Origin of the sequence: Lelliottia jeotgali (assembly GCF_016771845.1) — a bacterium.
GTDB lineage: Bacteria > Pseudomonadota > Gammaproteobacteria > Enterobacterales > Enterobacteriaceae > Enterobacter > Enterobacter jeotgali.
In genome coordinates this window covers 843,501-864,377 of sequence record NZ_JAENMQ010000001.1, presented here as the reverse complement: position 1 = coordinate 864,377, position 20,877 = coordinate 843,501, and the positions used below count along the sequence as shown (strand labels likewise).

Genomic DNA, 20,877 nt, shown 5'->3' with positions numbered 1-20,877 from the left:
ATTAGGTATCGCAGAACGATTTTGCAGAGGATTTGACTATGCAACGGATTCGAATGGTTTTGATTATCGTCATGGTCTTGCTGGCACTTCCCGCGTATGCGGAGCCTGGCGTTTACGGGGAACAGCGCATTACCGGCTGGTGGAATAATTTCACCAGCGATGTGTCTCAGACGTGGAATGAGCCGCAAAATTACGATCTCTATCTGCCTTTTCTGAGCTGGCATGCGCGCTTTATGTACGACAAAGAAAAAACCGATAACTACAACGAAATGCCGTGGGGTGGCGGTTTTGGGGTATCTCGTTACAACGAACAGGGGAACTGGAGTTCCCTCTACGCGATGATGTTTAAAGACTCTCATAACGAATGGCAGCCGATTGTTGGCTACGGCTGGGAGAAGGGCTGGTATCTGGATAATGCGCAGGATGTCCGTTTAGGACTGGGTGTAACGGCCGGGATCACGGCGCGGAAGGATTTTGCTAACTATGTTCCGCTGCCGATTATTTTGCCGCTGTTCTCCGCCGGTTATAAGCGCCTGAATGTGCAATTTACCTATATTCCCGGCACCTATAACAACGGCAACGTGCTGTTTGCGTGGTTGAGGTATGGGTTTTAGATTCGGAGACTGAAGCCGGGTGGCGGCTGCGAGGTAAATGCAAAACGGCAACATCGTTGCCGTTTTTAATGTTTTCTCCCTCTCCCTGTGGGAGAGGGCCGGGGTGAGGGCACCAGACCGCACGGTCTTAAAGGGTGATGATCTTCTTAACCGTCGCATTCGACAGCGCCAGCATTGAAATCAGCACCGACGCCACAAATGTCAGGACGATCAGCAGCAGTTTTGTGGTTAGTGATGTCACCGGAATCAGCGATGTCAGCAGATGGAACACGGAATAATGCAGAATATACACCCCGGTCATGGTTTTGCTGACGGCGGCTAAAATGGCCTCTTTGAATTCGATATTTTTACGAAAACGCACGCCGTTGGCGGCAATGACCAGCGCCACAATCAGGAAGTAAATTTGCGAGCCGGTGAGAATGAACGCATTTCTGTCCGCCTTGAAAACGGCGAAGAAAAAATGGCGCTCATAAAACCAGGTGAACAGATAAATCACAGGGATGGCCGCCACCGCCGTTTTCACCACCTTGTCTTTACTTATCCACGCGGATATAACCGGGTCGAAGAATATCTGGCCGGTCAGATAAAACAACAGCCAGGTCCAGAGCCGATATTGCGGGGCCAGCGAGAGTAAATGTTTGTCGGGATAAAGCGCCGACAGCAAATCGTAACCGTAAGAAAACAGCAGCAAAGTGCAGGTTACGCCTATCAGCGTTTTTCGCCGCTGGCTTAACCATTCGATGAGCGGGTGGAAGGTATAAATCACGATAAAGGTAAAAACAAACCACGGCTGGATTAAATAGCCGCGCTGATACGGCTCCCACAGATAATAAACCGTCATCCAGAACAGAAACACTATCACCACAGCTTTGATCTTCGATAGCTGCCAGCGCTGGTCATGCCTTGACTGGGCATCCAGATAACCGGCGACAACAAAAAACAGTGGCGTGGCGACGGTCGAAATAAAAGTCAGAAAACCGAGCACCCAGTGGTAATCGTAATCGTAATTATCTCGGGTGTGATAAAGCGTGAAAAATGTTACCGCCGTCATGCATCCCAGCGTTTTAATAATATTTAGCCCGGTTGGGTTCATTGTGGGGCAGCCCTCTCCGTAGGGTGGAAACAGGCATAAATAACCGGAAGTACCAACAGGGTCAAGACAGTGGCAAAGCCTAGCCCGAACATAATCACTACCGCCATGCTCTGGAAGAACACATCGCGCAACAGCGGAGCGAGCCCCAGCACCGTAGTAAACGCGGTCAGCAGAATAGGCCGTAGGCGCGACGTTGCGGCATCAACAATCGCCTCGTGCTGCGCTTTATGCTCTTTCTGCTGCTCGATTTCCTCGACCAGCACGATGCCGTTGCGGATCAACATCCCGCTCAGACTCAGCAGACCAATCAGCGCCATAAAACCAAACGGAATACCGGTGAGTAAAAATCCTGGCGTCACGCCAATCAGTGCCAGCGGCACCGTCAGCCAGATGGCGACCGCATTTTTCACCGAGCTAAACATCAGGATGGTGATAATAAACATCACCAGGAAACCAATTGGCAGCGTAGTGAAAAGACCTTGCTGCGCCTCGCTGGAGTTTTCCGCGTCGCCGCCCCATTCGATGCTGTAACCGTGCGGCAGGGAAAGGGCATCAATCTGCGGTTTTACCCGCGCCAGTATATCGCCGGATGTTTCGTTACTGAGCGGGTCGGGATCGGTCTGCACCGTCAGCACCCGGCTGCGGTCCCGGCGCAGGATCAGCGGATCTTCCCACTCCAGCGCAAAGCCGCTCACCACGTTGCTCAGCGGAATATATTGCTGACGATTTTGGCTCCACACCAGCACGTTATTGAGATGGTTCGCGTCCTGACGCTCGCTTTCTGGCGGGCGCACGATAACGGGCAGCAGGTCCGAGCCTTCACGGTATAAGCCGATACGGCTGCCGGAGAAATTCATCTCCAGCGCGCTGTCGATATCCTGTTTATCCACGCCCAGTTCGCGCCCGGAGGCGGCGACGTACTGTGGGCGAATCACTTTGCTGCGATTTTGCCAGTCATTGCGCACGCTGTCGGTGGCCGGATCTCGCGCCAGAATATCATCCACCTGGCTTGCAATCTGCCGCAACCTGTCAGGGTCCGGCCCTTTGATCCGCACTTCGATGGCGCTATCGCCGGACGGACCAAACATCACCCGTTTGGTGCTGGCGTTAATCTCCGGATAGTGGCGGGCGATGTCCTCGTCAACGTGGCGTGTCAGCGCGGCGATATTGCGCTGGTCGTCCATCCGCACCATGATTTGCGCGTAATTGCTGTACTGCCGCTGGCCGCTGTAGGTCAGAATAAAACGCATACTCCCCTGACCGATGGTCGAGACGGTGGTGACCACGCCAGGCTGGCCGTTGATTGATTTTTCAATGTCGCTGGTGATTTTCTCGGTCTGAGCAATGTCGGTGCCGTAGGGCAACCACAGATCGACAAAGAAAATCGGCGTGTTTGACGACGGGAAGAAGTTTTGTCGCACCGCGCCGAATCCCCATACTGCGCCTGCAAGCAGGATAACCATCAGCGTCAAAGTGATCGTTTTGCGCACCATCAGCGCGTTCAGCATCTGCTGATACAACCGGTAGAACCGTTGGTTATACGGGTCGACATCCGCAGGCGTATCGGCCACTTTCTGGCCTTTAAACAACCACCATTTGATCATCACCGGCGTGAGGGTGAGCGCGGAAAACCAGCTTAACAGCAGGGAAATCAGCAGCACCTGGAACAGGGATTTACAGTATTCTCCCGTCGAATCCTGCGAGAGGCCAATGGGAGCAAAGGCTAAAATGGCGATAACCGTAGCGCCCAGCAGGGGCAGCGCCGAGCGGCGGATCACGTACTGAATGGCGGTCATCAGCGTCGAGCCACGCTGTCTGGCAATCAATACTCCTTCGACGATCACGATCGCATTATCGACCAGCATGCTCAGAGCGATAATTAAAGCGCCCAGAGAAATACGCTGTAACTCAATCCCCCACAAATACATGATAAGCAAGGTGCCCAGCACGTTGAGCGCCAGCGACAGGGCGATAATAATACCGCTGCGTAAGCCCATAAAAATCAACAGCACGCCGATGACAATCGCCAGCGCCATCAGGAAGTTAATAATAAAGCCGTTCACCGAATGGCTCACTTCTGCGGCCTGGTCGTAAAACAGATCGATGTTAATGCCCGCCGGTTTTTCCGCCGACATGTGCTTCAATTTTGCTTCAAGGGCGCGCCCCACGTCGGGAACGTTCACGCCCGGAATAAAGGAGACGCCCATAGTCACCGCCTGGCGGCCATTCGCGTGATAAATACTCGATGGCGAAACGCTCAGCCCGCGTGAAACCGTGGCGATATCGCGCAAGCGGGTTGCCGCCCCGACGCCTGGCGGGGTAATCATCATATCGCCAAGTTCATCGATATTCTGAAACTCGCCCGTCGGATGCAGGCGAATAGATTCGCTGCCTGAGACGATTTCACCGGCACTGGAGACGCTATTCGCACGGCCCAACAGCGTGGAGATCTGCCCAAGCGTTATTCCGCGGGCGGCCATTTTGGCAAGATTGATATCGACATTAATCTGCTGTGGGACCGCGCCGCCAATTGCCACTTTTCCCACGCCGGGGATCAGCACCAGCTCGCGCCTGAGCTGTTCGGCGTACTGCGCCAGTTCGGGATTCGTAAAGCTGTCGCCAGAGATGGCAAAGAAAAAGCCAAATACATCGCCAAAATCGTCATTCACAAAGGGTGTGACCACCCCCGGAGGAAACTGACGCGATGCATCGCCCACGCGACGACGCAGCTCATCCCAGATTTGCGGCAGTTCGTTTGAGTGATAGCGCGAGGCGATATTAACGGTTATTTGCGATAGCCCGTTCGAGGAGATCGAACTGACGTTATCGAGATACGGCAGTTGCTGCAGCGCATTTTCCAGCGGCAGCGTGACCTCTTCTTCCACCTGTTGGGCAGACGCGCCGGGGTAGTGGGTGATGACCACGGCAGTTTTGATGGTAAACGCCGGATCTTCCAGCCGACCAATATTAAGCAGGGCAAAAATACCACCGACGCCCAGCAGCAGAACGGTCAGCCAGACGCGGATCGGGTTGTCGATAAACTGGCGCGAGATATCCATTACAGACCTCGCTCACGCGTCCAGATGCGCACCTGCTGCCCCGCATGTAATTCGCCGACACCCGCCGCGACCACGCGTTCACCGGCGTTCAGCCCTTCGGTGATAATCACCCCCTGCGCGGTCACTTGCCCGACCGCCACTTTGCGATCCTCAAGCTGTAAATTGTCGCCATCGCCTTTCACTACCCAGACATGGGGTTCGTTGCGTGCGCTGCTATTCGGGTTGAAAACCGCTTCCACCGGAACGGCCAGAGCATGACGTCCTACGCTTGCCGGAAGGTTCGCCAGATTGACCGTCACGGTGCCGCTCACGCCGCCCACTGCCGGGAAATCGTCGGGCCGCGGCATGGTTAAAATCACCTGCCACGTCAGGGTGTTGCTGTCGCTACTGCCCGTGTGTTCTTTGTAAACCGCGCTAAATTCGCGATCCGGTAGAGAATTAATTTTCACCACCGGGCGATAGTCAGCGTTACGGATATCCAGGGTTTTAAACAGATTTTCAGGAATGCTAAACACCACGTCCAGCAAGTCGGTTCGGGTCAACGTGACGATGGGTTGACCGGCGGAAACGACCTGATGATTGCGTACCTGAACGGTGGCGGCCGTGCCCGCAAAGGGTGCTGTAAGCGTCATCTGGCTCAGCTCTTCCTGGGCAATTTTGAGTGCGGCGTTGGCAGAATCACGGGTAGCGCGTTGCACGTCCATCTCGGCTTTTGAAATGGCCTGACGGCCAGCCAGCGTCTGAAAACGGTCGAACTGGCGCTGCGCCAGCGTGGCGGAGGTCTGTCTGTCTCGAACTCGCTGTTGCGCTTCACGCGCATTGAGGCTGGCCAACTGCTGCCCTTGTTTTACGCTTGTCCCCTGGCGGATATCGAGCGTTTCAATCTGGCCGCCGCGTTTAAACGACAGGTCGGTGGCGTCGCCGGATTCTATTCTGGCAGGAAACACGCGCTGTTGTGCCTGGCCCGCATCCATCACCACGGCGACTTTAACCATTCTCGGCTGAGGTGGAGCTTCTGCCGGTTTTTGATCGCAGGCGGTAACGAGAAGAATAATTATCGGTATAAGAGAAATGTAACGATTCACGCTATTCCCCTGATAAATAAAAAATCTATTTATTACCCACACTTACTTTATTCGGCAAAGGATGACACCACCAGATAAGTAAATAGCCCTACGGCTGCACTGGACATAATGGCCAGCACAATAAACAACGCGAGGCGAATCAGGCTATATCCAAACATCTTTCCTCCCTTAGCGTTAATCGCAAGCCCGGAATGTCTGTTTATGAGCATAGTCTGTGAAAAAGGAAAAGGTTATAGAGCGCCTAAAATTGGCAGGCTGGCGAAATTCATACCTTTGAATGAGGTATGCGAATGACCTTAACGCTTAAATCATTATTATTCAGAGAATTAATTCGCGGCCAAAAAATAGCGAGTGTCCTGTGCTACGTTTAATAACATCTCTTTCCAGTTGGCCATAAAAGGATGCTCACTATGTACAGAAATATTCTGGTCCCGGTCGATGTCTTTGAAATGGGGCTGGCCGATAAGGCCCTTGCTCATGCGCAGTTCCTCGCGCAGGCGGCCTCAGCCGATATCCATTTACTTCATGTGATTCCAAAATTTTCGCCGGAGCTGACCCGAGGGTTTATTTCCGATGCGCGTAAAATGGATGACTATATGATTAATAACGCAAAAGAAAAACTCTCGGCACTGGCACAAAAAACGACGTTTCCTCAGGATCGCATTCACTTTCATGTCCGTAGCGGCAATGTGCGCGATGAAGTCACTCTCCTGGGGGACGAACTTAATGCGGAAGTGATCATTATCGGATCGCGCAATCCCAATATTCAGACCCATTTACTCGGCTCGGATGCGGCCAATATTGTTCGCTATGCGCACGTTCCGGTATTTGTCGTGCGTTAAAGGCGAAAGGGACAGCGGGCGATTTTCGTTGCAGGAATTGAGGACGGATTGATGAATACAGATAAACCGGGCCAACCTTTTTACCGGCTCTCCGTAGAAGAAACCCTGGCACAAACCAACAGCTCAGCAGACGGAATTACCGGCGCGGACGCGGCGGCTCGCCTGACGCAATACGGTGAAAATGCCTTACCGCAAAAACCGGGAAAGCCCGCGTGGCTGCGTTTTTTAGCCCATTTCAACGATGTACTGATTTATGTCCTGCTGGCGGCGGCAGTGCTGACCGCCGTCATGGGCCATTGGGTCGATACACTGGTGATTTTGGGCGTGGCGGTCATCAATGCGCTGATCGGCCATATTCAGGAAAGTAATGCAGAAAAATCCCTTCAGAGCATCCGCAATATGCTCTCCAGCGAGGCCGTTGTGGTTCGTCAGGGGAATCATGAAACAATTCCTACCACCGCGCTGGTACCGGGCGATATCGTGGTCATTCGCGCAGGCGATCGCATTCCCGCCGACCTGAGAGTCATTGAAGCGCACAACCTGCGGGTGGAAGAGGCCATTCTGACGGGGGAATCCACGGTGGTGGAAAAAGGCACCGACAGGCTGGAAGGGGAATTACCGCTGGGGGATCGCACCAATCTACTGTTCTCTGGCACTACCGTCAGTTCCGGCGGCGGTAAAGGGATTGTGGTCGCAACGGGAGGCGAAACGGAGCTGGGCCACATCAACCAAATGATGGCGGATATTGAAAAACACCGCACGCCGCTGCTGGTGCAGATGGATAAACTCGGCAAAGCCATTTTCATTATTATCCTGGTGATGATGGCGGCCCTGTTTGTCTTCAGCCTGCTGTTCCGCGATATGCCGGTTTCCGAACTGATGTTGTCCCTGATTAGCCTTGCGGTAGCCTCCGTGCCGGAAGGTCTGCCTGCGATTATCTCGATTATTCTGTCGCTCGGCGTGCAGACGATGGCGAAGCAGAAAGCGATTATCCGCAAACTGCCGACGGTCGAAACCCTGGGTGCGATGACGGTGATTTGCTCCGATAAAACCGGCACCCTGACCATGAACGAGATGACCGTCAAGGCGCTGATCACGGCGGATAAAATTTATCGCGTCGAAGGCGACAGCTATGAGCCGGTGGGAAATATTCATCCGATTGACGATCCGACGCCGGTGACGGTGGTTCACGGTTCACTACTGGAACGATATTTGCGCACCGTTGACCTTTGTAACGACAGCCAGTTGATGAAAGACGAGCAGGGGCTGTGGAAAATCACCGGCGGGCCGACCGAAGGGGCGTTGAAGGTGCTGGCCGCTAAAGTCCCGCTTCCGCCTGTGCAGACGGAGCTGCGCAGCAAAATCCCGTTTGATTCCCTGTACAAATACATGTCGACGCTACACCGCATCGGTGATGAAGAGATGATTCTCATCACCGGTGCACCGGACGTGCTGTTCCGACTTTGCCAGCATCAGCAGACGGAATCCGGGCTTGAGCCGCTCAATCAGCCCTACTGGGAAGCGCAGATCGAGGAGTATGCCCGCGAAGGTTTACGCATGGTGGCGGCGGCGTGGAAACCGGCGGGCTTTGAGCAAACCACCCTTGACCATCCGGATTTGCAGCAGGGCGTTATTCTGCTCGGTATCGCCGGGATGATGGACCCGCCGCGACCGGAGGCCATTACCGCCATAGGCGACTGCCTGCGGGCGGGGATTCGCGTGAAAATGATCACCGGCGACCATCCGCAAACGGCGATGAGCATCGGGCAAATGTTGGGAATCGGCAATGCCGGGAGTGCGATTACCGGGCGTGAACTGGAGGTGATGGACGATCATCAGTTGAGCGAAGCCGCGCAGAAATTTGATATTTTTGCCCGTACCAGCCCGGAGGATAAATTCCGCCTGGTGCAGGCCCTGCAAAGTAAGAAAGAAGTTGTCGGGATGACCGGGGATGGCGTCAACGATGCGCCTGCCCTGAAGCAGGCTGATGTCGGTATCGCGATGGGCATCAAGGGCACGGAGGTGACCAAAGAAGCGGCGGATATGGTGCTCACGGACGATAACTTCGCCACCATCGCCAGTGCGGTTCGGGAAGGCCGTCGGGTCTACGATAACCTGAAAAAAACCATTCTGTTTATCATGCCGACCAACCTGGCGCAGGGGCTGCTGATTATTATTGCCTTGCTGGCGGGTAATCTTATTCCGCTGACGCCGGTACTGATCCTGTGGATGAACATGGCGACCTCCGCCACGCTGTCGTTTGGCCTGGCGTTTGAAGCCGGTGAACCGAACATTATGAAACGTCCACCGCGCAACCCTAATCTGCATGTGATGGACGGGTTTGCCATCTGGCGCGTGGTGTTTGTCGGCTCAATGATCGCCGTCAGCGCATTTGTGCTGGAAGCCTGGCTGCAACCGCGCGGTTATTCACCGGAGTTTATCCGCACCGTATTGTTGCAAACGCTGGTGACGGCGCAATGGTTCTACATGCTGAACTGCCGCGTCTCTGACGGATTCTCGTTGAGCAAAGGCCTGCTGGCGAACCGGGGGATCTGGATTGTGAGTGGGGTGCTGCTGGTGTTACAGCTGCTGATTATTTACGCACCGTTTATGCAGATGCTGTTTGGTACAGAATCCCTGCCGTTCCGCTACTGGGTGATCACCTTTATTATCGGGTTCGTGATGTTCTTGATTGTTGAGGTCGAAAAGCCGTTAACGAGGAAATGGCGGGTAGAAGCGAAACGTTAGCGTTGTAGGCCGGGTAAGGCGATTTCCCTGGCGCAGAAAAGCAAAAAGCCTGCTTTAAAAGCAGGCTTTTCAAATTTGGCTCCTCTGACTGGACTCGAACCAGTGACATACGGATTAACAGTCCGCCGTTCTACCGACTGAACTACAGAGGAATCGTGTGAACGGGGCGCATATTATCGACCCCGATAACGCTTGTCAAAGGAGAGATTGGCCTCGCGTGATCGTTTGCTGACAATTTCAGCAAAGTGTTCCCTTTCTCGGCAAAAACGCACGATTGTGGTGCAGGCATACCTCTTATGGGGCAGATCCTAAACCGCTGTTTCAGTCATCAAACCGCGTTGAGTGATTAGATTTCCTTATTTTCAGCCGCTTAGCACACTCATCGGTCCTCCTGCAAAAACTGGCACCCATATTGCAAAAACCTTCTCAACAATGAGCGCCAGTACCGGCACTGTATTTTAACAGGGGGCAAAATGAATTTAAGACGACTGAAATACTTCGTAAAAATCGTCGATATCGGTAGCCTGACCCAGGCCGCGGAAGTGTTGCATATCGCGCAGCCTGCGCTGAGCCAGCAGGTGGCCACTCTGGAAGGTGAACTGGACCAGCAGCTGTTGATCCGCACCAAGCGCGGCGTCACGCCAACCGAAGCCGGTAAGATCCTCTATACCCATGCGCGCACGATTTTACGTCAGTGCGAGCAAGCGCAGCTGGCCGTCTGCAACGTCGGACACACCCTGAGCGGGCAGGTGTCGATTGGCCTGGCGCCGGGAACGGCCGCCTCATCCATTACCATGCCGCTGCTGCAGGCGGTTCGCGCCGAGCTGCCGGAAGTGCTGGTTTATCTGCATGAAAACAGCGGGTCAGTGCTGAACGATAAGCTGCTGAACGGCCAATTGGATATGGCGGTACTGTACGATCGCTCGCCGATTGCCGGGATCACCAGCCAACCGTTGCTGAAAGAAGACCTGTATCTGGTCGGCACGCGGGATTGTCCGGGCCAGAGTATTGATTTAACCGCTGTCGCTGAGATGAATCTGTTCTTACCTCGCGATTACAGCGCCGTGCGTCTGCGCGTCGACGAGGCGTTTTCTCTGCGCCGTCTGACCGCAAAAATCATCGGTGAGATCGACTCCATCTCCACCCTGACCGCCGCCATTGCCAGCGGAATGGGCGTTACTGTTCTGCCGGAATCTGCTGCACGCTCGCTGTGCAGCGCTGCGAACGGCTGGATGGCGCGGATCACCACGCCGTCCATGAGCCTGCCGCTTTCTCTGAATATGTCCGCGCGCGGATCGCTGTCGCCGCAGGCGCAGGCGGTAAAAGAGATCCTGATGTCGCTGGTCAGCCGTCCTTCGCTGGAGAATCGTGAGCTGCAGCTTGTGAGCTGATATTCCATAAAGGAATAAGATGCTGGTTTTTATTATTTGTTCTCCAGGTCTGCTGACTCTAACAATAGGGTCATGTCAGATGCGCCGGAGTGAATCGTGAATTTCCAGCAACTTAAAATTATCCGTGAGGCGGCCAGGCGGGACTACAACCTGACCGAAGTCGCCAACATGCTTTACACCTCTCAGTCAGGCGTCAGCCGCCACATCCGCGAGCTGGAAGAAGAGCTGGGGATCGAGATTTTCATCCGTCGCGGCAAGCGTCTGCTGGGGATGACCGAGCCCGGTAAGGCGCTGCTGACCATCGCGGAGCGCATTCTCAACGAAGCCAGCAACGTCCGTCGGCTGGCGGATCTTTTCACCAACGATGCGTCCGGGGTGCTGACCATTGCCACTACCCACACGCAGGCACGCTACAGTTTGCCGCCGGTGATTAAGGCGTTTCGTGAGCTTTTCCCGGATGTGCGTCTGGAGCTGATTCAGGGCACCCCGCAGGAGATTGAAGTGCTGCTGCAAAACGGCGGGGCGGATATCGGTATCGCCAGTGAGCGCCTGAGTAACGATCCGCTGCTGGTGGCCTTCCCCTGGTTCCGCTGGCATCACAGCCTGCTTTTGCCCGCCGATCATCCGCTTCATCAGGTTTCGCCTCTCACTCTCGAAGATATCGCCAAATGGCCGCTCATTACCTATCGTCAGGGCATTACCGGGCGCTCGCGCATTGATGAAGCATTTAATCGCAAAGGGCTGACGCCGGATATTGTGCTGAGCGCGCAGGATTCTGATGTGATCAAAACGTACGTGGAGCTGGGACTTGGAATCGGGCTGGTGGCTGAGCAGTCGGGCGGGGAGCGCGAACTGGGTGATTTGGTGCGTCTGGATACGCGCCATCTTTTCGACGCCAACACCGTCTGGCTTGGGCTTAAACGTGGGCAACTGCAACGCAACTATGTCTGGCGCTTTATCGAACTGTGCAATGCTGGACTGTCGGTGGATGAAATTAAGCGTCAGGTGATGGAGACGGAAGAAGTGGCGATTGATTATCAGATTTGATGCAAAAAAAAGCCTGCTTAATCGCAGGCATTTTTATGTGACCCGCCGGAATCAGACGTCCAGCTTGCGCCCCGTCAGCCATTCCACCATCGCCGGATCGCGATGCGAGAAGAATGCGCTGGTGGCAGTATCAAGCGCGGTAATGTGCAGCATATCTTCAGCGCTCAGTTCAAAATCGAGAATACTGATGTTCTCGACCATTCGCTCTTTTCGCACGGATTTTGCCAGCGAAACAATGCCGCGCTGAAAAATCCAACGCAGAACAACCTGACCCACGCTTTTACCGTATTTCTCACCTATCGCGGTTAAAACAGGGTGCTGGAACAGGCCGTTTTTCCCTTCTGCAAAAGGTGCCCAGGCTTCTGGCTGGATACCGCGACTTTGCATCCACGGCGCCGCCTGGAGCTGCTGGTTGAAGGGGTTCACTTCAATCTGATTGACGGCCGGAACCACTCGATTAAACGCGATAAGATCGGCAAGCCTGTCCGGATGGAAATTACTCACGCCAATCGAGCGAATTTTCCCGGCCTGCTGCAACTCTTCCATTGCACGCCACGCGCCATGAACATCGCCGTAGGGTTGATGAATCAGATACAGGTCAACATAATCCAGCTGCAGACGGTTCAACGATCGTTCGAACTGGGCTTTCGCGCCAGCGTAATGCGTGTCCTGCAGCCACAGTTTGGTGGTGACAAACAGTTCATCGCGGGCGATGCCGCTTTGCTTAAGCGCGTTCCCGACCTGGGTTTCATTTTGGTAGGAAGCGGCGGTATCAATCAAACGATAGCCTGTTTCAATGGCATCAACGACAGCGCGTTCGCATTCGGCGGCATCCGTCATCTGGAAAACGCCAAAGCCCAGCAGGGGCATTTCAATACCGTTATTCAGTGTGACCGTATTCATGACTTTTTCCTTCCGCTCTGTGGGATAACCAGCATAGCGCAGAGTGATTTATTCGATAATAGAGGGAATGCGCAAAGCCTTATTAGGTTGATTCATGAATTCTGCGTGCATGTTACCCATCGCTGCGGTCCGGCAACTGACACAGCCTCGAAAATTACAGGTATAATCCCACTCATTATTCAACTGGTTTAGATACGAAGATGACAAAACTCACCTTACAAGAGCAGATGCTCAAAGCCGGATTAGTCTCCAGCAAAAAAATAGCTAAAGTCCAGAGAACGGCTAAAAAATCACGCGTTCAGGCTCGCGAGGCCAGAGAAGCGGTGGAAGAAAATAAAAAGGCACAGCTTGAGCGTGATAAACAGCTGAGCGAACAGCAAAAACAGGCGACGCTGGCAAAAGAGTTTAAAGCGCAGGTGAAGCAGCTGATTGAGATGAACCGCATCGATATCTCAAGAGGCAACATCGATTTCAACTTCACCGACAATAACCTGATCAAAAAAATCGCTGTCGATAAGACCACACAGGCGCAGCTGATCAGCGGTCGTCTGGCGATTGCGCGTTTAGTGCTGGATGCCAGCGGGAAGAGCGAATATGCAATTATCCCCGCGATCGTTGCCGACAAAATTGCCCAGCGCGATGCGGACAGTATTGTCTTAAACAGTGCGTTGAGTCAGGAAGAGCAGGACGAAGACGATCCGTATGCGGATTTCAAAATTCCTGACGATTTGATGTGGTAATGATTTTCGTGCTCAGAACGGTGGAGTATGGCGGGCGCAGACCCGCTCTCCGCTGACGGGGTGCACGAAATCCAGCTCGCTGGCGTGCAGCATCAGCCGTGGCGTCTGTTCTGTGCCTGGCAGCAAAAGTCCGCCGTACAGATCGCAGCCTAAAATAGGGTGGCCCAACTGCTGGCAGTGAATGCGCAGTTGATGGGTTCGCCCGGTTTCCGGGATTAGCGCGACTCGCGTTAACGCCAGAAACGTGCCGTCTTCCTGTTCACGATTCATTCGTTCAATAACCCGATAGCGGGAGCGAGCGGGTTTGCCGTGAACGCTGCAAATCGACATCAGCGGGAACAGCGCTGGGTCTTTGGCAATCGCCGCGTCTATCATCCCTTCGTCATTGTCCAGATGCCCGCAGAGCAGGGCGCTGTAGATCTTGGTCACCGCGCGCTGGCTGAACTGCTGGCACAGCGCCGCGTTAATGACTTTATTACGCGCAATGACCATCAGCCCGGATGTGCCGAAATCTAATCGATGGACCAGCGTGCAGTCGGGGAACTTCTTTACCAGCCGGTGATGCACTGAATCGAGGTTTTGCGGATTTTTCCCCGAGAGACTCAGCAGACCGCTGGGTTTATTGATAAGCAGCAGATGCTCGTCCTGATAGAGAATGTCAATCTCGTCATGGCACGGCGGGGCAACAAAAGTATCGATAATGGTGGACATCAGTCGGCCTGGCACAAGAATGGGGGGCGATCATAACGAATTATCAGCACGCTGGCGAATACAGCAAAAAGCCCGCTCAGGTTTCCCTGAGCGGGCTTCTCTAAATATGGCTCCTCTGACTGGACTCGAACCAGTGACATACGGATTAACAGTCCGCCGTTCTACCGACTGAACTACAGAGGAATCGTGTGAACGAGGCGCATGTTAATGGCCTCGCCATTTTGTGTCAACACTAAATTCAACATACTGATTCAAATGATTAATTAAGACTCAACCTGCTGTTTTAGTGTACTTGAGAAGACGAATGACCGTCAGACCCTGCATTTTCACGCAAACGTTGCAAGGGAACTTGCTGGTAAAAATGGCAAAAACGCTGCCACAACGCCGGGAAGCGCGGGGCGAACAGTTCAGGTGCGCTGAAGAAATATTCCGACAGTACGGCAAAGCACTCCGCCGGATCTGTCGCTGCATACGCGTCAATGCTGGCCGCGCTTTCACCTACCAGATCGATCTCATCCTGAATATTGTTCATGGCGGCGTGCAAGTCATGCTCCCAGCCTGCCACTTCGCGCAGAGGGATAAACGGTACACCGCTGGCGCGATCGCCGTTGCGGGTGTCCAGTTTATGGGCTACTTCATGCACAATCAGGTTAAAACCGGAGGCATCAAAGGAATCCTGAATATCAAGCCAGTTCAGGATGATTGGCCCTTGCTGCCAGCTTTGACCAGATTGCACAACGCGCTGATTGTGCACCAGCCCAATATCATCTTCCCACTCGTCATCGACGACGAAAGGGGCGGGATAAATCAGCACTTCATGGAAGCCATCCAGCCACTCAAAGCCGAGCTCAAGCACCGGCAAACAGAAGAGCAGGGCGATACGCGTGCTTTTGAGCGCATCCAGCTCAAAACCTTGCAGCGGGACGAGGCGTTTTTGCTGTAAAAAACGATCGGCTAGTTGAACCAGTCGGGCGAGCTCGTCGGGGTCAAGACTGGCGAGAACAGGAATTGCCAGCGCCTCTTCCCACGGGAGAATCGCGTTCGGTGCGGTTTCGTTCGATTTCCAGGGCCACTTAATCATCACTTCGCTCGCAAACTCATCACTTGAACAAAAATGCAGGATAAGGTTCTGTTAAAATGCCAAATTACCTGGCATCATGGCAACCACTAAAACGGAGAGATGCCGGAGCGGCTGAACGGACTAGTCTCGAAAACTAGAGTAGGGGCAACTCTACCGGGGGTTCAAATCCCCCTCTCTCCGCCACTTCATCACGTAATCTTATTCATACCTTCTTCGGACAACCAGCCGTATCAGTCATTCTGGCTGAAATAAGCATCAAGATGCAGCGGAAGGTCGCAGGAGTCTAGCCTGTGTACTTTCTCAAGTCATTGATGTTTTATGCAACTTGAGAGAGAACTCTAGCTTTTAAGTCATTTATACTCATATCGGCAAAGTGTCCCGACGTTACGTTTGTTGCTTTTCATGCCGGTGTGCAGATAGAGCGATTTCGCCTCATGCACCCAGAAACTGTCACCTGCCTGCATCTGTTCATTAAAAATCCCCGCGTCAGGGTAAAAAGTGCGTAGTTGCCCGCTGCTGAGACCGAACCATTGTCGAGAAACTGCTCTGAACTGTTGGGTATTCAGCAGCTTGCCGCCCAGACGGGCACAGTGTTCACGCGCGTTGGCGAAGTTTTTATCCAGAATGCCGTCACCCGTCAGCCAGATATTGAGGTGAAAGACGTGAGTTTGAGTATGACCTGTTTTGAGGTTCTTCAGCGTTAACGTCATCTCTCTTTCATTAGCCTGCGGTTGCCTGACCATCTGAAGCTGGACCCGTCCTTCCACAGGCTGTGCTTTAATCCTGATCCAGTCATGGTTCACGCTAAATTGCAGATCGTTGAGATTGAGAAATTTGCTATTACTGCTCATCGTGACATGTGCCCCGGTAAAACCGGTCGTCAACATATCTGCAGTACGGAACCCCGGCATGCTGGGGGAGTGAAAGCTAATTTTGCTGAAATAATCAGTTTTTTCGACAGGCGTGGGGGCAGCCGTCACGGTCATCGGTAGCAGAAGGGGGAAAAGAGAGGCGGTCCGGTGCATGATCTTCATTTGAAACCTTAAGAAATTAAACATTTACCGCGTTTCTGTTTTTACATGGCTGCCTGTGTTTACTGCGCCTGATTGTAGGGAAGGGAGAGTGTAGAAGTGTAAATAACTCTTCGGCTTACGTAAGTTATTGTGGAACTTATTCAGCCCGTCGCGACTGGCGCGCTATAAGTGCGAAGAGCAACGTAAAAAGAGGTAAACAAACAGTTGCGAAATCTAATGATAAGTTAAAATCATTTTTTTCTGCTTAGGGGATAATATGCACATCCTGGATGCTTTACTGGCCTTTTCAGCCTACTTTTTTATCGGCGTGGCAATGGTGATTGTTTTTCTTTTTGTCTACACCAAAGTGACGCCACACGATGAATGGCAGTTGATTAAAGATAATAACGCAGCGGCTGCCCTGGCATTCAGCGGAACGCTGCTGGGTTTTGTCATTCCTCTCTCCAGCGCGGCAGTGAATTCGGTCAGTATTCTGGATTATCTTATCTGGGGCGGCGTGGCCTTTGTCGTACAGCTTCTGATTTACGCAGGGGTCAGGCTTTACATGCCAGCGCTGGGAGAAAAGATTTCCAGTAATCATATTGCTGCGGGTGTGTTCATGGGCGTTTTTGCTTTGGCGGGTGGCATTCTTAATGCGGCGTGTATGACCTGGTAGAGACAACGCATTACGGAAATAAAAAAGCCAGGCAGCGATGTCTGGCTTTTTAGTTTTAGGACGACTTAGCGCTGCGCGCAGCCTGCGCACTGCTTGTTCTGGATCTGCTGGAAGAAGTCGTTGCCTTTGTCATCCACCAGGATAAACGCCGGGAAGTTCTCGACTTCAATTTTCCAGATGGCTTCCATTCCGAGCTCAGGATACGCCACGCACTCCAGACTCTTAATGCTGTTTTGCGCCAGTACCGCCGCCGGGCCGCCAATGCTGCCGAGGTAGAAACCGCCGTGCTTGTGGCATGCGTCTGTCACCTGCTGGCTGCGGTTGCCTTTCGCCAGCATCACCATGCTCGCACCGTGGGATTGCAGTAAATCCACATACGAGTCCATACGCCCTGCGGTAGTTGGGCCTAAAGAGCCAGAAGCATACCCTTCAGGTGTCTTCGCCGGGCCCGCGTAGTAGATCGGGTGATCTTTCACGTACTGCGGCAGTTCTTCGCCGTTATCCAGCAGCTCTTTCAGCTTCGCATGGGCGATATCACGCGCCACGATAATGGTGCCATTCAGGGACAGACGGGTGGAAACTGGGTGGGCAGAGAGTTGCGCCTGGATTTCACTCATCGGCTGATTCAGGTTAATGCTGACCACTTCGCCTTCACCCTGCTGGCGCAGTGATTCAGGAATATACTGGCCCGGATTGTGTTCCAGTTTCTCAATCCAGATCCCGTCGCGGTTGATTTTGGCTTTGATGTTACGGTCGGCCGAGCAGGAGACTCCCATGCCGACAGGGCAGGAAGCACCGTGGCGCGGCAGACGGATCACGCGGATATCGTGGGCGAAGTATTTCCCGCCGAACTGCGCACCCAGACCCAGGTTCTGCGCTTCCAGCAGCAGTTCCTGTTCCAGCTGAACATCGCGGAACGCCTGACCGTGTTCGTTACCTTCCGTCGGCAGGCCGTCGTAGTAGCGAGTCGAAGCCAGTTTCACCGTTTTGAGGGTGCTTTCCGCGGAAGTTCCGCCAATCACAAAGGCGATATGGTATGGAGGGCAAGCCGCTGTTCCCAGGGAACGCATCTTCTCGACCAGGTAATTTTTCAATTTGGCCGGGGTGATCAGCGCTTTGGTTTCCTGATAGAGGTAGGTTTTATTGGCGGAACCGCCGCCTTTCGCCATGCACAGGAACTTGTATTCATCTCCGTCCACGCTGTAGAGGTCAATCTGCGCAGGCAGGTTGGTGCCAGTGTTCACCTCTTTATACATATCCAGCGCCGCGTTCTGAGAGTAGCGCAGGTTATCTTCGATGTAGGTGTTATACACGCCCTGGCTCAGGGCCGCTTCGTCACCGCCGCCGGTCCAGACGCGCTGGCCTTTTTTACCCATGATGATCGCCGTGCCGGTGTCCTGGCAGGTCGGCAGCACGCCTTTGGCCGCGATTTCAGAGTTGCGCAGGAACTGCAGGGCGACGTATTTATCGTTCTCGCTGGCTTGTGGGTCGTTCAGGATTGCCGCAACCTGTTTCTGGTGCGAAGGGCGCAGCATAAATGCGGCATCGTGAAACGCCTGTTGAGCGAGTAAAGTCAGAGCTTCGGGCTCGACCTGAAGAATTTCCTGGCCGTTAAAGTGGGCAACAGACACATGCTCTTTGGTCAGCAGATAGTATTCGGTGTCGTCGTGTGCGAGGGGGAAGGGATTCTGATAGTAAAAGGCTTTGTTCGACATTGCGTATCACTCCATAAAATTAAACCGCCGGAGGGGGTCCCCCGGCGGTTAAGAATCAGAACATCATGGACATCCACGGATAACCAATCAGCAGCAGGGCCGCCAGGAAGATGGCGCCAAAGATAGTACCGAGACGCCAGTAATCTTTGGTCGGGAGGTAGCCACTGCCGTAGTAAATCGGGCTTGGGCCGGTGCCGTACGGGGTGATAATCCCCATGATACCCAGCGAGGTCACCATCAGCAGGACGAACACTTCCATGTTGATGCCTGGGATAGTCGCGGCGATGGTCAGCATCGCTGGCAGCAGTGCGGTGGTGTGCGCGGTGGTGCTGGCAAACAGGTAATGGAGCAGGTAGAACGCCAGCAGCAGGACGATAGTCGCAACACCCGGCGAGATACCGCTCATCAGCAGGCCGCCTTCTTTACCCAGCCAGGCGATGAAGCCGGTGGAGGACAGGCCGTCCGCAAGGGCAACCAAGGTTGCGAACCAGACGAAGGTGTTCCACGCGGCTTTGTTGCCGGTGATGTCGTTCCACTCCAGCACGCCGGTCCACAGCATCAGGCCAACAATCAGCAGGGCAGCCAGGGCCGGTTCAATCCACGCGGCGGCGAAAATCCACATCATCAGCGCACAGCATACGAAGACCAGCAGAAGGATTTCGTTACGCGACAGTTTGCCCAGTTTCTCCAGTTCACGACACGCCCACAGCGGCACTTCGTCGTTGATTTTGACTTCTGGCGGGTAGAACCAGTAGGCCAGCAGCGGCATCACCAGAATCAGCAGCACGCCCACTGGCAAGAAGGCGATGAACCAGGTACCCCAGGAGATGTTGATGCCAACGATGCTTTTCACCAGCGCCAGAGCCAGCAGGTTAGGCGCCAGCGCAGAGAGGAACATGGAGCTGGTGATACAGGCCGCGGTGATTGCTACCCACATCAGATAAGAGCCAATCTTCCGTGAACTTGGGTCGTTCGGTTTTGAACCGTACAGCGGCGGCAGGTTAGCGATGATCGGGTAGATAGTCCCGCCGCTGCGCGCAGTGTTGGATGGAGTGAACGGGGCCAGCAGCAGATCGGCGAAGGTGATCGCATAACCCAGCGTCAGGCTGCGACGGCCGAGATATTTCACCAGAATCAGCGCCAGACGGCGGCCGAAACGGGTTTTATCGTAGCCCGCGGCGAACATGAACGCGCCGAAAATCAGCCAGACGGTGGAGTTACCGAAGCCGCTCACCGCCCATTTAAAGGAAGCACCGGCCAGTTTGAATTTCGGATCAGCCAGTTGTTCCGGGCTGAACAGCACCCACTGGCTACACAGTGCGATGGCGACGACACCGGTCAGGCCAATCACGGCACCCGGCAGCGGTTCGAAGATTAAACCGACGATCACACCTACAAAGATAGCGAAGTAGTGCCAGGCATAAGGTGGCAGCCCTTCAGGAACCGGCACAAACAGGAGCAGCACGGCAACAATAATCGGCAGTGCCATCATTAGCAGACGTTTGTTGTTTCCGTCTTTCGGCTTGCTCGCCACCGGGGGCGTTACAGCTGTTTTATCATTCATAGGTTTGCTTCTTAAGTTGTCAAAAATTCGGTTTTGAAGAAATAACGCTGCGCCTTTTTTAATTTATTTACTTTCTTTAGTTATTTAAGGTGCGTTCTGGTTATTTCGTAAATAGCGATTTAACGCGATTCACGATGCGTTAAATTAAAAATTGATGATGTTTATATACTGCGCCTTTCGATGCCAGTGGAATTGATCGCGATCAATAAAATAGAAATGCAGGAGTATTTTTATACTAATTAAAATAACCACATTGAGTTATGTGGATATTATCTCTGTCGACTGTTTGAATTCGTTGAATAGATATTGCGCGAAAATGATTATTAAATAAATAACCATGATTAATCAATGCGTTGGGTTGTTTTGTCTCAAATAAAAAAGTAACTAAAAGGTTAACGATGTTTATATTATTGTGAACGCAACACCCTAATATCAATAACACCAATGTAGTAATAATGTTATTGCAGGGATTAAATACTTTTATAACTAACGTAATTACTTTAGTAACTAAAAATATCGTTATATTAATACCATGACATCGGCAAAAAAATTAACCAGAAACAAAATCCGATAAAGAATTCTCAGATTTCAATTT

General features: G+C 53.2%; 16 protein-coding genes and 3 tRNA genes. 8 read left to right on the top strand and 11 right to left on the bottom strand.

Features of this window, described 5'->3' with window-relative positions:
- The first annotated feature begins 38 nt into the window (after positions 1–38).
- The gene (gene pagP / locus JBO43_RS04160) at positions 39–614 is read left to right on the top strand and encodes a lipid IV(A) palmitoyltransferase PagP (protein WP_095282543.1); all 576 of its coding nucleotides are present in this window, start codon (positions 39–41) and stop codon (positions 612–614) included.
- 127 nt (positions 615–741) lie between these two features.
- Here pagP and JBO43_RS04155 read toward each other — a convergent pair whose 3' ends face one another.
- The 3 genes from JBO43_RS04155 to JBO43_RS04145 are packed head-to-tail and all read right to left on the bottom strand — an operon-like array spanning position 742 to position 5,851.
- On the bottom strand, positions 742–1,707 hold the full coding sequence (locus tag JBO43_RS04155; RefSeq protein ID WP_202673767.1) for an acyltransferase: 966 nt from the start codon (positions 1,705–1,707) through the stop codon (positions 742–744).
- Positions 1,704–4,766: an efflux RND transporter permease subunit gene (locus tag JBO43_RS04150; protein WP_202673766.1), complete on the bottom strand. Its 3,063-nt coding sequence runs from the start codon at positions 4,764–4,766 to the stop codon at positions 1,704–1,706. The genes JBO43_RS04155 and JBO43_RS04150 overlap by 4 nt, the downstream gene beginning before the upstream one ends.
- On the bottom strand, positions 4,766–5,851 hold the full coding sequence (locus tag JBO43_RS04145) for an efflux RND transporter periplasmic adaptor subunit (RefSeq protein ID WP_167381236.1): 1,086 nt from the start codon (positions 5,849–5,851) through the stop codon (positions 4,766–4,768). The genes JBO43_RS04150 and JBO43_RS04145 overlap by 1 nt, the downstream gene beginning before the upstream one ends.
- Positions 5,852–6,261: 410 nt before the next feature.
- Between JBO43_RS04145 and JBO43_RS04140 the strand changes: the two genes are divergently transcribed.
- Both JBO43_RS04140 and JBO43_RS04135 read left to right on the top strand, forming a co-directional pair.
- Entirely contained in the window at positions 6,262–6,693 is a 432-nt protein-coding gene (locus JBO43_RS04140) for a universal stress protein (RefSeq protein WP_202673765.1), read from the top strand.
- Positions 6,694–6,744: 51 nt separating this feature from the next.
- Positions 6,745–9,441, top strand: coding sequence for a cation-transporting P-type ATPase (locus JBO43_RS04135; protein WP_202673764.1), 2,697 nt, complete (start codon positions 6,745–6,747; stop codon positions 9,439–9,441).
- Positions 9,442–9,517: 76 nt separating this feature from the next.
- On the opposite strand, the gene JBO43_RS04130 is transcribed toward JBO43_RS04135, so the two are convergent.
- Positions 9,518–9,593, bottom strand: a tRNA-Asn gene (locus tag JBO43_RS04130).
- A gap of 321 nt (positions 9,594–9,914) precedes the next feature.
- Between JBO43_RS04130 and nac the strand changes: the two genes are divergently transcribed.
- Positions 9,915–10,832, top strand: coding sequence for a nitrogen assimilation transcriptional regulator NAC (gene nac / locus JBO43_RS04125; protein WP_095282537.1), 918 nt, complete (start codon positions 9,915–9,917; stop codon positions 10,830–10,832).
- Between the two features lie 96 nt (positions 10,833–10,928).
- The gene (gene cbl / locus JBO43_RS04120; protein ID WP_095282536.1) at positions 10,929–11,879 is read left to right on the top strand and encodes an HTH-type transcriptional regulator Cbl; all 951 of its coding nucleotides are present in this window, start codon (positions 10,929–10,931) and stop codon (positions 11,877–11,879) included.
- A gap of 51 nt (positions 11,880–11,930) precedes the next feature.
- Here cbl and JBO43_RS04115 read toward each other — a convergent pair whose 3' ends face one another.
- On the bottom strand, positions 11,931–12,782 hold the full coding sequence (locus JBO43_RS04115; RefSeq protein WP_202673763.1) for an aldo/keto reductase: 852 nt from the start codon (positions 12,780–12,782) through the stop codon (positions 11,931–11,933).
- A 200-nt stretch (positions 12,783–12,982) separates the two neighbouring features.
- On the opposite strand from JBO43_RS04115, the gene JBO43_RS04110 reads away from it, so the two are divergent.
- Entirely contained in the window at positions 12,983–13,522 is a 540-nt protein-coding gene (locus JBO43_RS04110; protein ID WP_103946142.1) for a DUF2058 domain-containing protein, read from the top strand.
- 12 nt (positions 13,523–13,534) lie between these two features.
- Here the strand turns inward: JBO43_RS04110 and JBO43_RS04105 are convergent, their stop codons facing one another.
- The 3 genes from JBO43_RS04105 to mtfA all read right to left on the bottom strand — a co-directional run bounded on the left by JBO43_RS04105 (position 13,535) and on the right by mtfA (position 15,314).
- A complete protein-coding gene (locus JBO43_RS04105; protein WP_202673762.1) occupies positions 13,535–14,233 on the bottom strand; it encodes an RluA family pseudouridine synthase in 699 nt (232 codons plus the stop codon).
- 107 nt (positions 14,234–14,340) lie between these two features.
- A tRNA-Asn gene (locus JBO43_RS04100) sits at positions 14,341–14,416 on the bottom strand.
- A gap of 100 nt (positions 14,417–14,516) precedes the next feature.
- Positions 14,517–15,314, bottom strand: a complete 798-nt coding sequence (gene mtfA / locus JBO43_RS04095; protein ID WP_202673761.1) for a DgsA anti-repressor MtfA — start codon at positions 15,312–15,314, stop codon at positions 14,517–14,519.
- 93 nt (positions 15,315–15,407) lie between these two features.
- On the opposite strand from mtfA, the gene JBO43_RS04090 reads away from it, so the two are divergent.
- Positions 15,408–15,497: transfer RNA gene (locus JBO43_RS04090), tRNA-Ser, on the top strand.
- Between the two features lie 167 nt (positions 15,498–15,664).
- Here the strand turns inward: JBO43_RS04090 and JBO43_RS04085 are convergent.
- Entirely contained in the window at positions 15,665–16,372 is a 708-nt protein-coding gene (locus tag JBO43_RS04085; RefSeq protein WP_202673760.1) for a hypothetical protein, read from the bottom strand.
- Positions 16,373–16,604: 232 nt separating this feature from the next.
- On the opposite strand from JBO43_RS04085, the gene JBO43_RS04080 reads away from it, so the two are divergent.
- Complete coding sequence (locus JBO43_RS04080; protein ID WP_103949758.1) at positions 16,605–17,003, top strand: DUF350 domain-containing protein; 399 nt, start codon at positions 16,605–16,607, stop codon at positions 17,001–17,003.
- 65 nt (positions 17,004–17,068) lie between these two features.
- On the opposite strand, the gene fumA is transcribed toward JBO43_RS04080, so the two are convergent.
- Together fumA and JBO43_RS04070 are read right to left on the bottom strand one after the other, a co-directional pair.
- On the bottom strand, positions 17,069–18,718 hold the full coding sequence (gene fumA, locus JBO43_RS04075; protein WP_202673759.1) for a class I fumarate hydratase FumA: 1,650 nt from the start codon (positions 18,716–18,718) through the stop codon (positions 17,069–17,071).
- A gap of 55 nt (positions 18,719–18,773) precedes the next feature.
- A complete protein-coding gene (locus JBO43_RS04070; protein WP_199184162.1) occupies positions 18,774–20,282 on the bottom strand; it encodes an anion permease in 1,509 nt (502 codons plus the stop codon).
- Positions 20,283–20,877: the final 595 nt, after the last annotated feature.

Excerpts from the sequence above, each read along its gene's own strand:
- JBO43_RS04070 (WP_199184162.1), bottom strand. The coding sequence starts at position 20,282 with ATGAATGATAAAACAGCTGTAACGCCCCCGGTGGCGAGCAAGCCGAAA.
- JBO43_RS04115 (WP_202673763.1), bottom strand. The coding sequence starts at position 12,782 with ATGAATACGGTCACACTGAATAACGGTATTGAAATGCCCCTGCTGGGC.
- JBO43_RS04140 (WP_202673765.1), top strand. The coding sequence starts at position 6,262 with ATGTACAGAAATATTCTGGTCCCGGTCGATGTCTTTGAAATGGGGCTG.
- JBO43_RS04155 (WP_202673767.1), bottom strand. The coding sequence starts at position 1,707 with ATGAACCCAACCGGGCTAAATATTATTAAAACGCTGGGATGCATGACG.
- mtfA (WP_202673761.1), bottom strand. The coding sequence starts at position 15,314 with ATGATTAAGTGGCCCTGGAAATCGAACGAAACCGCACCGAACGCGATT.
- fumA (WP_202673759.1), bottom strand. The coding sequence starts at position 18,718 with ATGTCGAACAAAGCCTTTTACTATCAGAATCCCTTCCCCCTCGCACAC.
- JBO43_RS04105 (WP_202673762.1), bottom strand. The coding sequence starts at position 14,233 with ATGTCCACCATTATCGATACTTTTGTTGCCCCGCCGTGCCATGACGAG.
- JBO43_RS04080 (WP_103949758.1), top strand. The coding sequence starts at position 16,605 with ATGCACATCCTGGATGCTTTACTGGCCTTTTCAGCCTACTTTTTTATC.
- nac (WP_095282537.1), top strand. The coding sequence starts at position 9,915 with ATGAATTTAAGACGACTGAAATACTTCGTAAAAATCGTCGATATCGGT.
- JBO43_RS04110 (WP_103946142.1), top strand. The coding sequence starts at position 12,983 with ATGACAAAACTCACCTTACAAGAGCAGATGCTCAAAGCCGGATTAGTC.
- JBO43_RS04085 (WP_202673760.1), bottom strand. The coding sequence starts at position 16,372 with ATGTTTAATTTCTTAAGGTTTCAAATGAAGATCATGCACCGGACCGCC.
- JBO43_RS04150 (WP_202673766.1), bottom strand. The coding sequence starts at position 4,766 with ATGGATATCTCGCGCCAGTTTATCGACAACCCGATCCGCGTCTGGCTG.
- JBO43_RS04135 (WP_202673764.1), top strand. The coding sequence starts at position 6,745 with ATGAATACAGATAAACCGGGCCAACCTTTTTACCGGCTCTCCGTAGAA.
- pagP (WP_095282543.1), top strand. The coding sequence starts at position 39 with ATGCAACGGATTCGAATGGTTTTGATTATCGTCATGGTCTTGCTGGCA.